At 73.9% G+C, this 11943-nt stretch carries 12 protein-coding genes and 2 pseudogenes; 8 read left to right on the top strand and 6 right to left on the bottom strand.

Annotation, left to right across the window (positions count from 1 at the left end; translation table 11 throughout):
- Positions 1 to 1414: dihydrolipoyl dehydrogenase (lpdA, locus tag KR546_RS18440; RefSeq protein WP_238446191.1), on the bottom strand; the 1414-nt coding region annotated here is incomplete at its 3' end.
- A 309-nt stretch (positions 1415 to 1723) separates the two neighbouring features.
- Positions 1724 to 1888 (bottom strand): annotated as a pseudogene (locus KR546_RS19985) (biotin/lipoyl-containing protein); the annotation flags it as partial.
- A 186-nt stretch (positions 1889 to 2074) separates the two neighbouring features.
- Here KR546_RS19985 and KR546_RS18430 point away from each other — a divergent pair.
- From KR546_RS18430 to KR546_RS18415, 4 genes are all read left to right on the top strand, one after another.
- Positions 2075 to 3178: a glycerate kinase gene (locus KR546_RS18430; protein WP_238446189.1), complete on the top strand. Its 1104-nt coding sequence runs from the start codon at positions 2075 to 2077 to the stop codon at positions 3176 to 3178.
- A gap of 114 nt (positions 3179 to 3292) precedes the next feature.
- Positions 3293 to 3673 carry a HesB/IscA family protein gene (locus KR546_RS18425; protein WP_338019198.1) on the top strand — a complete coding sequence of 127 codons (381 nt, stop codon included), beginning with the start codon at positions 3293 to 3295 and terminating at the stop codon, positions 3671 to 3673.
- A gap of 193 nt (positions 3674 to 3866) precedes the next feature.
- Positions 3867 to 4913, top strand: a complete 1047-nt coding sequence (locus tag KR546_RS18420) for a WD40/YVTN/BNR-like repeat-containing protein (RefSeq protein WP_238446188.1) — start codon at positions 3867 to 3869, stop codon at positions 4911 to 4913.
- Entirely contained in the window at positions 4910 to 5170 is a 261-nt protein-coding gene (locus KR546_RS18415; RefSeq protein ID WP_238446187.1) for a MoaD/ThiS family protein, read from the top strand. The genes KR546_RS18420 and KR546_RS18415 overlap by 4 nt, the downstream gene beginning before the upstream one ends.
- Here KR546_RS18415 and KR546_RS18410 read toward each other — a convergent pair.
- Positions 5167 to 5397: a sulfurtransferase TusA family protein gene (locus KR546_RS18410; RefSeq protein ID WP_238446186.1), complete on the bottom strand. Its 231-nt coding sequence runs from the start codon at positions 5395 to 5397 to the stop codon at positions 5167 to 5169. The genes KR546_RS18415 and KR546_RS18410 overlap by 4 nt on opposite strands.
- 130 nt (positions 5398 to 5527) lie before the next feature.
- On the opposite strand from KR546_RS18410, the gene KR546_RS18405 reads away from it, so the two are divergent.
- From KR546_RS18405 to KR546_RS18395, 3 genes are read left to right on the top strand one after another with little or no spacing between them, the layout of a single operon-like run.
- Positions 5528 to 5947 (top strand): DNA-binding transcriptional response regulator, encoded by a 420-nt coding sequence (locus tag KR546_RS18405; RefSeq protein ID WP_238446185.1) that lies wholly within the window; start codon positions 5528 to 5530, stop codon positions 5945 to 5947.
- Positions 5944 to 7005, top strand: a complete 1062-nt coding sequence (gene trpD, locus KR546_RS18400; protein WP_238446184.1) for an anthranilate phosphoribosyltransferase — start codon at positions 5944 to 5946, stop codon at positions 7003 to 7005. Before KR546_RS18405 ends, trpD begins: the two co-directional genes overlap by 4 nt.
- Positions 7002 to 7397 carry a tRNA-binding protein gene (locus tag KR546_RS18395; RefSeq protein WP_238446183.1) on the top strand — a complete coding sequence of 132 codons (396 nt, stop codon included), beginning with the start codon at positions 7002 to 7004 and terminating at the stop codon, positions 7395 to 7397. Before trpD ends, KR546_RS18395 begins: the two co-directional genes overlap by 4 nt.
- Here the strand turns inward: KR546_RS18395 and KR546_RS18390 are convergent.
- The 3 genes from KR546_RS18390 to mutM form a co-directional block, all read right to left on the bottom strand.
- Entirely contained in the window at positions 7394 to 8653 is a 1260-nt protein-coding gene (locus KR546_RS18390) for a trypsin-like peptidase domain-containing protein (RefSeq protein ID WP_238446182.1), read from the bottom strand. The two genes, KR546_RS18395 and KR546_RS18390, sit on opposite strands and share 4 nt — an antisense overlap.
- A 195-nt stretch (positions 8654 to 8848) precedes the next feature.
- A complete protein-coding gene (locus KR546_RS18385) occupies positions 8849 to 10615 on the bottom strand; it encodes a DEDD exonuclease domain-containing protein (RefSeq protein ID WP_238446181.1) in 1767 nt (588 codons plus the stop codon).
- 83 nt (positions 10616 to 10698) lie between these two features.
- On the bottom strand, positions 10699 to 11538 hold the full coding sequence (gene mutM, locus KR546_RS18380; RefSeq protein ID WP_238446180.1) for a bifunctional DNA-formamidopyrimidine glycosylase/DNA-(apurinic or apyrimidinic site) lyase: 840 nt from the start codon (positions 11536 to 11538) through the stop codon (positions 10699 to 10701).
- A gap of 48 nt (positions 11539 to 11586) precedes the next feature.
- Between mutM and KR546_RS18375 the strand changes: the two are divergent.
- Positions 11587 to 11943 (top strand): annotated as a pseudogene (locus KR546_RS18375) (hypothetical protein); the annotation flags it as partial.

The following is an 11943-nucleotide window of genomic DNA, read 5'->3' as shown; positions in this document are numbered from 1 at the left end:
GCCCAGCGACGTCGCCCACTTCATCCACGCCCACCCCAGCCTGGGCGAGGTGGGCCTCGCCGATCGCCTCGCCCAGGCTGGGGTGGGCGTGGATGAAGTGGGCGACGTCGCTGGGCAGGGCCTCCCAGTTGTAGATCAGCTGGCCCTCGGCGATCAGGTCGGTGGCGCGGGGACCCACCATGTGGATGCCGAGCACGCGACCGGCGCCGCCCTCGGCCTCCTCGTCGGCCTCCGCGACGACCTTGACCATGCCGGTCGCCTTCATCATCGCGGCGCGGCCCAGGGCCTGGAAGGGGTACTTCTCGATGACGACCTCGAAGCCCTCGTCGGTGGCCTCGGCCTCGGTGTAGCCGACCGAGGCGACCTCCGGGTGGCTGTAGGTCACCCGTGGGACGCCCTTGTAGTCGATCGGGACGACGTCCAGGCCGGCGAGCTGGTCGGCGACCAGGAAGCCCTCGGCGAACGACGCGTGGGCCAGCCCGAGCGTCGGGATCACGTCGCCGACGGCGTAGACGCCGTCGACGTTGGTGCGGGAGTACTCGTCGACGACGACGAAGCCCTTGTCGTCGATCTCGACGCCGGTGGACTCCATGCCCATGTCCTGGGTGACCGGTCGACGGCCGACGGCGACCAGCAGCAGGTCGGCCTCGAGGGTCTCGGTGTCGCCCTTGGCGGTCTCGATCGTGGCCGTGACGCCGTCATCGTCGGTGGCGACCTCGGTCAGCTTGGTGGAGGTCATGGCGGTCAGGTGGTCGCGCTTGCGGAAGGCGCGGGCGACCTCCTTGGAGGAGTCGGCGTCCTCGAGCGGCAGGAGCCGGTCGAGCAGCTCGACGATCGTCACCTCGACGCCGAACGCCGACCAGGCCGTGGCGAACTCCATCCCGACGGCACCGGAGCCCAGCACGATCGCGGACTCCGGGAGCTCGTCGAGGAACAGGGCATGGTCGCTGTTGATGACCCTCTCGCCGTCGTAGGTCGCGAAGGGGAGCTCGACGGGGACCGACCCGGTGGCGATCACCATGGCCGGGGCGGACAGGTCCCGCGTGCCGTCCTCGGTCTCGACGCTGACCGACTTCGGACCGGTGAAGGTCGCCGTGCCCTCGACGGTCTCGACGCCACGGCCCTTGAGCGCGCCCTGCAGGCCCTTCCACATCTTGTCGACCACGCCGTCCTTGTGGGCATTGAGCGCAGCCACCTCGATGCCCTGGTAGTCGGCCAGGACCCCGAAGTCCTCGGCGTCCTGGGCGTGCTCGGCCACCTCGGCGGTCTGCAGGATCGCCTTGGTCGGGATGCAGCCCCAGTGGAGGCAGGTGCCCCCGACCTTGGCCTTCTCGACCAGCGCCACGTCCAGTCCGAGCTGCGCGGCACGCAGGGCCGTGGAGTACCCGCCGGTGCCGGCGCCGACGATGATCACGTCGTGGGTGTCGCCGTCGCCCTTGCTGACCGCGTCGCCCGAGGGGCGATCGGCGGCCGGGACCGGTCCGTCACCGTCGGTGCCGTAGTCCGCCCCACCGGCCTCGTCCGAGGCCGCGTCGTCGGCGGACCGATCGGCGGCGTCGGTGTCCTCGGTCTCCTCGGTCGTGTCCGCCGCCTCGTCGGAAGCCTGGTCCGTGCCGCCGTCGGCGTCGTCGTCACCGTCGGTGTCGGCGCCCTCGTCCTCGCCGATCACGGCGATGACCTGGCCGACCTCGATGGTGTCGTCGACCTCGGCCTTGAGCTCCTGGACGACGCCGGCGACGGGGGAGGGGATCTCGGTGTCGACCTTGTCGGTGGAGATCTCGACGATGGGTTCGTCGACCTCGACGGTGTCACCGACCTCGACGAGCCAGGCGGTCACGACGCCTTCGGTGACCGATTCTCCGAGTTGGGGCAGTTCGACGTTGGCCATGGCGGGCGGCTTTCGGTCCGGACGGAACAACGGGACAGTTGAGGCCCACGATAGCCAATGCCTCCGCGGACCCCTGCCGCCTTCCGGCCCCTCCGCCGGGGTCGGGGGCCCTCCCGCGGCGGTGTGCCGTGCGCGGGATATGGTTGCCCCCGCCCCGGGAACCGGCGTGCGGAGGAGCAACGTGTCATGCGGGTCGTGATCGCCCCCGACTCCTTCGGGGGGACCCTGACCGCGCAACAGGCCGCCGAGGCGATCGCGACCGGCTGGGCCCGCACCCGCCCGCACGACGAGCTGGTCCTGCTCGGGATGTCCGACGGGGGCGAGGGCCTGCTGGACGTCGTCGGAGCGGCCGATCCCGGGCTGCAGCACCACGAGGTCGAGGTGGCCGGGCCGCGCGGGCTGCCCGTGACCGCGACGTGGCTGGGCGGCGAGCGCGTGGCCGTCGTCGAGAGCGCGCAGGCGTGCGGGCTGTCCCTGCTGGCCCCCGGCGACCGCGACCCGCTGCTGACGACCACCCATGGCGTGGGCGAGTTGCTCGAGTCCGTCCGGGCCACCGGGGTGCGCCGGATCCTGGTGGGCCTGGGGGGCAGCGCCACGGTCGACGGTGGGGCAGGTGCGTTGACCGGACTCGGGATGCGCCTGCGGCGTGCCGACGGGTCGGGTGTCAAGGTCGGTGGCGGCTGGGTCGGCGACACCGACCGGGTCGAGCCCGGCTGGATCGCGACCGAGTGGGACGACGTCACGGTCGACCTCCTCGCCGACGTCACGACCCCGCTGGCGGACGCCGCAGCCGTCTTCGGACCACAGAAGGGTGCCGACGAGCAGGCGGTGGCGACCCTGGCGGCTGGCATGGACCGTTGGGCCGCGGTGGTGGAACGCGACCTCGACCGTCCGGGACTGGCGCGCCGTCCCGGCACCGGCGCGGCCGGCGGGCTGGCGTTCGGCCTGGCCGCGGCCCTGGGCGGGACCGTGAAGGCCGGTGCCCCGGTCGTGGCCGACCTGGTCGGACTGGACGCCGCACTTCGGGACGCCGACTTCGTCGTGACCGGCGAGGGACGGGTCGACGCCACCAGCCACGCCGGCAAGGTCGTCTCCGAGATCGCCCAGCGCGCGCACACCTTCGACGTCGACTGGGCGCTGGTCGCCGGCGGCGGGGCCGCGCCACAGGGGGTCGTGGCGGAGTGGTCGGCTCCGGACGGTCCGGGCACCGATCCGGCGGGTGAGGTGGCGTCGGCGGGCGCTCGCCTGGCCGCCCGGTTCACCGACGGTGGGGCCTCCCCACGTGCGTGACGGATGGGCCGGCGCCGGGAAGGTTCCCGGTAGACTCGGCGTTGCAGCATGCGGAGGTCGACCCGATCTCCGTTCGAGCTGTCCAGCAGTCCGCGAGACCCCCGGGAGACCGCCGTGAGCGCAGACGTCACCGTCGACGAGACGATCCAGGGGGCGCCGGCCGAGGCCGACGTCCTGACCCTGACCCCCAAGGCCGCCGAGAAGGTCCAGGGCTTCCTCGCCGACGCCGACGAGGAGCAGGTCGCGCTGCGCGTCGCCGTCCAGGCCGGGGGCTGCGCCGGGTTCCGCTACGCGCTGTTCTTCGACGACCGCCAGCTCGACGGCGACCTCGTCTCGGCCCAGCACGGGGTGGAGATCCGCCTCGACCAGATGTCGGCGCCCTACATGCAGGGTGCGGTCATCGACTGGAAGGAAAGCCTGGAGGCATCCGGCTTCTCCATCGAGAACCCCAACGCCAGCGGTGGCTGCGCGTGCGGGGACAGCGCCAGCTTCTGACCGACACCTCCTTCGACGACGGCCACCCGGGTCCCGGGTGGCCGTTTCGTCGTGTGCGGGGATGGGACGGGCGTGCGTTCGGCGCACGACGATGTCGATCTGGGCGTGGGCGTGACGACACTTCGATGAGTTCGCGGGGGCGGCCTCGTCGGTCGTGGTGAGGACACCCCTGCCACGACGAGGGAGCACGCACATGACCACCATCGCGATCGGCACCGAGAAGGGTGGGTTCCTGCTGGACCCCGACGACGGCGAGGTCTCGGAGCCGCTCTTCCCCGGCTGGAAGGTGACCGCGTTCGGGCGCTCGGGTGAGCACTACCTCGCCGGTGTCGCCTCCAACTGGTTCGGGCCCGGCATCCAGCGGTCCACCGACCTGCAGGAGTGGACGGCGACCGACGCACCCCCCAGCTACGGCGACGACCCGGAGGCCGAGGACGCCCGCGAGGTGAAGGCGGTCTGGACCTTCCACCGCGACGACGAGTGGCTGTGGGCGGGCGTCGAGGAGGCCGGGCTGTTCCGCTCGGCCGACGACGGGGCGACCTGGGAGGGCCTCGACGGCTTCAACGCCCACCGGACGCGCGCCGACTGGGGGCCGGGCCTCGGTGGCCTGTGCACCCACCGGGTCCTGACCCACGGCGACCGGGTCTACGCCGCGGCCTCGGCCGTCGGCGTGTTCCGGTCCGACGACGGCGGCGCCACGTTCGACCTGGTCAACGACGGCATCCCGGTGGCCGGCATGCCCGCCGACGAGGTGGACGAGCGGCCCGAGACCGGCTACTGCGTGCACAACCTGCGGATGGACCCCGCCGACCCGGACCGGCTGTACCGCCAGGACCACATGGGCGTGTTCCGCTCCGACGACGGCGGGCACAGCTGGCAGCGACGCCAGGACGGCCTGCCGGCCGAGATGGGCTTCGGCTTCGTGATGGCGCGCGAGGGATCCACGGGTCGCCTGTTCACCCAGCCGCTGCACTCCGACGGCCAGCGCCTGCCGGTCGACGGTGCCTTCCGGGTCTACCGCTCCGATGACCAGGGCGCGTCCTGGGCGGTGTCGGGGACCGGCTGGTCCGACGCCCCCACCCACACGCTGGTCCTGCGTGGCGCGGTCGACGCCGACGACGACGGTCGGGTGGCGGTGGGCACGACGTCCGGCGCCGTCTGGCTGACCGAGGACGCCGGGGACTCCTGGCGGCAGGTGCCCGGGACCTTCCCCCGGATCGGGGCGGTCGCCCTGTGGTGACGGTACGACTGCCGGCGGGACTCGACCCGTTCACCGGGGCGACCCGCGAGCTCGAGGTGGACGGGGCGGACGTGGCGGAGGTCGTCGCTGGGCTCGAGCGGGCCCTTCCGGGCGTCGCGGGCCACCTGGTCGACGGCGGCGGTCGGCTCCGGGCCCACCTGCTGTGCCTGGTCGACGGGACCGCGACCCGCGACCTCGCCACCCCCGTCGGCGACGAGGTCGCCTTCCTGACGGCCGTGTCGGGGGGCGCTGCCTAGCGTTCGCGGGTGACCGTGAACTCGAGGTGGTCGTCGACCTCGATGACGTCGTCGAGACGTTGTCGCTGCATCCGGCACCACACCGGGACGTCGACCTTGGCGGCCGGGTCGTCGGCCAGCAGGGTGAAGACCGTGCCGACCTCGTGGGCCTGCACCGCCGCAGCGAGGTCGATCACCGGCATCGGGCAGGCCTTGCCGATGGCGTCGACGACGACGGGTGCGTCCATGGGGTGCCTCGCGGGTCGGGGGAGCGACCCGGCAGTGTGCCGACCGGCCGCCCCGGCTGCCGCCCCCTGCGACGACCGCCGGGCCACCGCTAGGTTGCGGGTGCCGAGCCACCCGAGTCCAGGACCTGCCATGAGCGACGTCACGAGTCCCCGCAGCGACACGTCGACCGGCCGCGTCGCCGTCCTGGTGGTCGTGGCCGAGCCCGACGAGCAGGCCCGCACCGTGTCGGCCCTGGGGCTGCGCTCCGACCTGGACGTCACCGCGGTGACCTCGATCGCGCAGGCCCGCGAGCACGTCGCCACGACCGACGTGCTGGTGGTGGACGGCGACCTGCGGCCCAAGGGGGGCTACTCGTGGCTGTACGAGCTGCGGGGTGACGCCGAGCTGACCGGTGGCCAGCGGCCGCCGGCGGTGGTGTTGACCGACCGCGAGCAGGACGAGTTCCTGGTGTCGTGGTCGCACGCCGAGCGGGCCGTGACCAAGCCGGTCGACCCGTTCGCGCTGGCCCGGGCCGTGACCGAGCTGGCCGGTCGCCGGGCGCCCTCGTGAGCGAGCACGGCGACCCGGGGGTCCTCGAGCTCGACGAGGTGGCGTGGCCGGCCGTCCTGGACCACGTGGTCGGCGGGGGTGACCTGTCCGAGGACACGGCCCACCTCGTCCTGGACGCCATCATGGGTGGCGAGGTCCCGCCCGCCGTCAGCGGTGGCCTGCTCACCGCGTTGCGGGCCAAGGGCGAGACCCCGGCCGAGATCGCCGGCTTCGTGCGGGGCATGCTCGACAACGTCCTCCCGATCGAGCTCGACGGCCCACTGGTCGACACCTGCGGGACGGGCGGCGACGGTGCGGACACCTTCAACGTCTCGACGCTCGTGGCGCTGGTGGTCGCCGCAGCCGGGTGCCGGGTCGCCAAGCACGGCAACCGGTCGGCGTCGTCGGCCTGCGGCTCCGCCGACCTGCTCGAACACCTGGGCGTGGTGATCGACCTGCCCCCGGCGGCCGTCGCGACCTGCGTCGACGAGCTCGGCATCGGGTTCCTGTTCGCACGCACCTTCCACCCGGCGATGCGCTTCGTCGGTCCGGTCCGGGCGGCCCTGGGCGTGCGCACGATCTTCAACGCGCTCGGGCCCCTGTCCAACCCGGCCGACGCCGGCCACCAGGTCGTGGGCGTGGCCGACCGCAGGCTCGCCCCGGTGGTTGCCGAGGCGATGGCCCGGCTCGGCAAGGTGCACGTGCTGGTCTTCCGGGGCACCGACGGCCTGGACGAGCTCACCACCACCGGGCCGAGCGAGGTCTGGGAGGTGCGCGACGGGACGGTCACCGCCTCGACGTTCGACCCGCTCGACGTCGGGGTGGACCGGGCCGAGCTCGGCGACCTGGTGGGTGGAGACGCCACCCGCAACGCGGCCATCGCCCGGTCCGTCCTGGGCGGGGAGCCGGGCCCGCCGGCCGACCTGGTCGCGCTCAACGCCGGTGCGGCCCTGTACGCCGCCGACGTCGTGGAGGACATCGCCGCCGGCGTCGTGCGAGCTCGCGAGGTGCTGGTCGCCGGGGACGCGCTCGACCTGCTGGACCGGTGGGTGGTGCGGTCGCAGGAGCTGCGGGCGTGACCGGACACACGATCGACCCCGCCGCCCGTCCGTACGACCCGGCCGACCTGCCCGCCAAGCCCGAGGTCGACGCGACCGACTTCTTCGCCCTGGACCTCCGGATCGGCCGGGTGGTGGCCGTGGACGACTTCCCCGAGGCCCGCAAGCCGGCCTGGAAGCTGACCGTGGACTTCGGCCCGCACGTCGGCACCCTGCAGACGTCCGCGCAGCTGACCGACCACGACCGCGACGAGCTGGTCGGGCGGATGGTCGTGGGGGCGGTCAACCTCCCCGACAAGCGCATCGCCGGGTTCACCAGCCAGTTCCTGGTCCTGGGCGGGCTGCACGCCGACGGACGAGTGTCCCTGCTGGACACCGACGTGACGTTGCCACCGGGCTCGGCGGTTCTCTAGCGGCGCGGGCGGCGTGCCTCGCGTGGGTAGCAGACGGGAGCGCCGGAGCCGTACTCCGCGCAGGCGGCCCGGGCGGCGTCGCGGCTGGGGTGGGTGCCGGTCCACACCACCCAGTACCCGGGGTTGAGCGTCGGCCAGTCCGTCGAGCGCAGCACCCGGGTCCGGTCGTCGATCCGTCCGGCGTAGGCCCGGGCGCGGCGATCGGCGTCGGCGCGGTCGAACTGCTCGACCGGGAGCGACTCGAGGACCGCGATCCAGCCACCCTCGGTCCGGGGCTCGGGCGCGGGCATGGGGGACGGTGCCGCGGTCGGGCACGCGACCAGCGGCGTGGGACGGGTGCTGGCCCAGGCCTCCAGCCGCTGGGCGAGCACCGAGGCCGGGACCGCGAACCCGAGGTCACCGACTGCCGAGGTGACGTGGTCGGCCAGGACCACGCCGGCGACCCGCCCGGACGGTGCCAGCAGGGGCGCGCCCGCGAGCGCGCCGTCCACCCGTGCATCCGTGCGCAGGATCCCGGGCAGGGTCCCGCGGCGGGTGACCACGGTCACGTCGACTCCGGACACGGTGGCCGGCACGACGGACGCTCCGTCCGCACCGAGGGTGGCCGGGGCCACCCGCTGGCCGATCGCGACGGGCCGGTCCACCAGGGCCAGCGTCGCATCGCCGAGCGAATCGTCCAGCGCGAGCAGGGCGAGGTCGGCGTCCGCGTCGCGGGCCAGCACCCGGGCCGGCTGGGCCCGGTCCCCGCGCCGCACCTCGACGGCCGAGGCGTCGCCCAGGAGGTGGGCGGCCGTGACGATGCGCCGTGGTGCGACCGTGAACCCGGCACCCATCACGGTGGTCGCGTCGCAGGACGTGGCCGCCACGGTCACCAGGGCGTCGGCGGTCTGCTGCAGGACCGGGTCCCACGCCCGGGCGGGGTCGACGGTGGGCTCCGGCTCCGGCGCCGGGTCGGTCGCCATCGGCGAGGGCGTGGGCGACACCCGGGCGGCGACGGCGGGGGGCGACGGCACGGCGGTCGGGGCCGTGGCCCGGGACGCCGCGGCGTCCGTCGTGAGCCGGTCGAACCCCCACCAGACACCGGCGAAGAGCAGCGCGGCGAGGACGACGACCAGCAGTCCTCCGGCAGCCCCGGACGGCAGCAGCAACGCCGGGTCGGCAGGTGCGGCGTCGGGGGCGTCCTGCGGCTGCGCACCACAGTGCGGGCACGGGCGGGCAGGATAGTCCCACGTGCCACCACACTGCGGACACGTCATGGGCGGTGCCGCGGGGCGACGCCGGGGCGGCCACGGATCCCGGTGGTCCCCGCAGACCCGTCGATCGTCCGGACCGTCGGTGGGGAGGTCGTGTCGAGCACGACGAACTCACCCACGGCGGTCCCTCCCGTCCGGCCGAACGATGGTGGAACGTACCCAGACGGGGGACCGACCACGCTGAGGTGGGGTCGGCCGTCAGGCCGCGTCGCGCACCGCGACCTTGGTGCGTGACAGCAGTTGACGGTCGCGTCGCAGTCGCCGGGCGAGCGGTCGGGTGACCGCCAGGACCTCGCCGACGGCACGCCCACCGAGGACGGGATGAGCCCAGGAACCGTCGACGAACACGAGGTGGACAGCCGGATCCTCCACGTGCGCCAGCAGCAGGTCGACCTCCTCGCGCTCGGCGTCGGTCACCTCCGGCGCCACGGGTGCGGACTGCGTCCGCAGCAGCGCGGTGATCGAACGGGCGTCGTCGTGGGCCGGCACCCGGGCCGCGGCCGCCAGCCGACCGTGCACGATGCGCACGACCTCGCGCTCGTTGCCCCGGCGTCGCCCCACGACCAGTTCGGGCACGTCACACAGCGCCCGGGCACGGCGGGCCCGGTCGAGGGTCGTCGCCACCAGTGCGAGTCGTCGGCGGGCCGTGGCGGCGTCCTCGAACCGGTGCTCGGTCGCGAGGTCGTCCATCCGGGCCCGCAGCCGGGCCAGCAGGTCCGTGGGATCGCCTGCCAGCCACCTCGCCACCTCGTCGGCGGTCGCTGCGTACTCCTCCCGCGAGATGGTCCCGTCACAGGGTGACTGGCACCGGCCCAGGTCCTTGAGGACGCAGGTGGCATGGTCCTGGGCCACCCGGAGCCGGGTCGTGCACTGGCGCACGGGCGACACGTCGTGGATCGCGTCGACCAGTCGCTGGGCCCGGGCGCGGCGGCCCACGGGACCCAGGTAGTGGGCCCCGTCGTCGCGCGGGGACGACACGATCGACAGTCGTGGGAAGGCCTCGGCGGTCAGCTTGAGGTGCACCTCGCGGTCCGGGAACTTCGAGCGCCGGTTGTAGCGGGGCGCGTGCCGGGCGATGGCGCGCACCTCGCGGACGTTGGCCTCGACCGCCGAGGACGTCACCGTCCAGGTCACCCGCTCGGTGTCGCGCACCAGGTCGGCGATGCGGCGGCGGCGATCGCCCCCGAAGTAGCGACGCAGCCGCGTGCGCAGGTCACCGGTGGTGCCGACGTAGAGCACCTCGCCGTCCGGGCCGAGGAAGGTGTAGACGCCGGGCTCGGACGGGGCGTCGGCCACCAGCGAGACCTTGCGGAACGCCTTGTCGGACGTGGAGCGGGTGTAGGCCTGCAGGTCCGCCAGGGTCGTCGCCCCCAGTGCGCCGACCCGCTCGATCAGGCCGTGCAGGACGTGCAGGGTCGCCCGCGCGTCGGTCAGGGCGCGGTGGTCGGGCATGATCGGTGAGCGGAAGTGCTGGGCGAGCCGGGACAGGCGCAGTCCGCGGACCTCGTCGCGCAGGACCCGCCGGGCCACCGCGACCGTGTCCACGACCTCCAGCCCGAGCCCGGGGTAGCCGTGGCGCGCCAGCGCTGCGGCCAGGAACCGGGTGTCGAACGAGGCGTTGTGGGCCACGAGCACGGTGTCGGTCCCCAGGAACTCGAGCAGCGTGGGCAGCACGGCCTCGATCGGGGGGTGCCCGGCGACCATCCCGTCGGTGATCCCGGTGACGGCGGTGATCGAGGCCGGGATCGCACAGCCGGGGTGGACCAGGGTGGCGAACTCGCCGAGGACTTCGCCCCGGCACGCCTTGACCACCCCGACCTCGGTGATGCGGTCCCGGTCGGGGGACAGCCCGGTGGTCTCGAGGTCGAGGACCGCGAACGTCGTGTCGAACAGGGCGGGGGAGTCCCCGAGGGTGAGCTGTCGTGGTTCGCGGGCAGCCGGACGTGGTCGGGGACCCCTGTGCATGCAGAACACCTGTTCGGTCGAACACCAGTTCGCACAGGGGTACCGCACGGGTGCGACCGGGTCCAGCCCGGCACCCGGTCAGCTCAGGTCTGGCAGGTCCGGCAGTAGGTCGTGCCACGTCCGCCCAGGACGACGTGGGACATCGGGGTCCCGCAGCGTTGGCACGGCAGCTCGGCCTGTCCGTAGGCCTGCAGGAAGTCGGCGTTGCGACCCGACTGGCCGTTGACCATCTGGTAGTCCCGGAAGGTGGTGCCCTCGCGGCTGATGGCCTCTGCCAGGACGTCGCGCACGGCGCGGTGCAGCCGGGCCGCCCGGTCCCGGCCGACGCGCCGGGCGTGGGGGTTGATCCGGGCCCGCCACAACGCCTCGTCGGCGTAGATGTTGCCGACGCCGGCCACCAGTCGCTGGTTGAGCAGTGCGACCTTGACCGGGGAGCGGGTCGCGGCCAGGTCCGCCGCGAACCCGTCGAGCGTGAAGTCGTCCGACAGCGGCTCCGGGCCCAGGCGGGCGAGGGTCGGGACCACCTCGGCCACCTCGTCCGGCCGCACGACCGAGACCCGCCCGAACCGCCGGGGGTCCCGGAAGTCCAGGCGCCGGTCGTCGTCGAGCCAGGCCTGGAAGCGCACGTGGGGATCGGTGGGGTCCCCAGGCCCGCGCAGGCGGAACGACCCGGTCATCCCGAGGTGCAGGACCAGCATCGTGTCCCGGGGGAGGGCGACCGCCGCGTGAGGCCCGGGGGCCAGGGGGCAGACCAGGTACTTGCCACGTCGGTCGACCCGCACCAGCCGCTGGCCGTCGAGGTCGCCGATCGCGTGGAAGCGATGCGCGGGATGGTCGTCGAACCAGGTCCGCTCGACGACCCGGCCGGCCAGGAGGGGGTCGAGCTGTCGACGGACGGACTCGACCTCGGGCAGTTCCGGCATGGTGGCTCCCGCGGACGGCTGGTCTGGGCCCGACGTTACGCTGCGCGCATGGCCCCCATCGCTGACCGATCCGACCCTGCCCCCGCCACGTCGCGGCCCCGTCGCCGGGACCGCGACGAGCACGGCCGCCCCGAGAACGCCCGACCACGGGACCGGACCGGTCGACCGCTGCCCCGCGACACCGACGTCCGCGAGCTCACCGTCGAGATCGAGCCCGACAGTGTCGAGGACGCCCTGGAGTGGGGGGTGCGCCGGTGGGAGCAGGAACGCTTCTTCGAGGCCCACGTCCTCGAGCCAGAACTCGACGTCCGCGCACACGTCCCCGGCCACGAGCAGTCGCAGGCCCACGTCGGGGCGGTGCCCGTGGGCCAGCACCGACAGGCGCAGGGCGCGTCGTGGCCTCCA

The organism is Salsipaludibacter albus (genome assembly GCF_019798055.1).
Classification (GTDB): domain Bacteria; phylum Actinomycetota; class Nitriliruptoria; order Nitriliruptorales; family Nitriliruptoraceae; genus Salsipaludibacter; species Salsipaludibacter albus.
The sequence above is the reverse complement of the archived record's forward strand: the minus strand, read 5'-3'. Positions and strand labels throughout refer to the sequence as shown.

Excerpts from the sequence above, each read along its gene's own strand:
- KR546_RS18430 (WP_238446189.1), top strand. The coding sequence starts at position 2,075 with ATGCGGGTCGTGATCGCCCCCGACTCCTTCGGGGGGACCCTGACCGCG.
- KR546_RS18410 (WP_238446186.1), bottom strand. The coding sequence starts at position 5,397 with ATGGACGCACCCGTCGTCGTCGACGCCATCGGCAAGGCCTGCCCGATG.
- mutM (WP_238446180.1), bottom strand. The coding sequence starts at position 11,538 with ATGCCGGAACTGCCCGAGGTCGAGTCCGTCCGTCGACAGCTCGACCCC.
- KR546_RS18420 (WP_238446188.1), top strand. The coding sequence starts at position 3,867 with ATGACCACCATCGCGATCGGCACCGAGAAGGGTGGGTTCCTGCTGGAC.
- KR546_RS18385 (WP_238446181.1), bottom strand. The coding sequence starts at position 10,615 with ATGCACAGGGGTCCCCGACCACGTCCGGCTGCCCGCGAACCACGACAG.
- KR546_RS18390 (WP_238446182.1), bottom strand. The coding sequence starts at position 8,653 with ATGACGTGTCCGCAGTGTGGTGGCACGTGGGACTATCCTGCCCGCCCG.
- KR546_RS18405 (WP_238446185.1), top strand. The coding sequence starts at position 5,528 with ATGAGCGACGTCACGAGTCCCCGCAGCGACACGTCGACCGGCCGCGTC.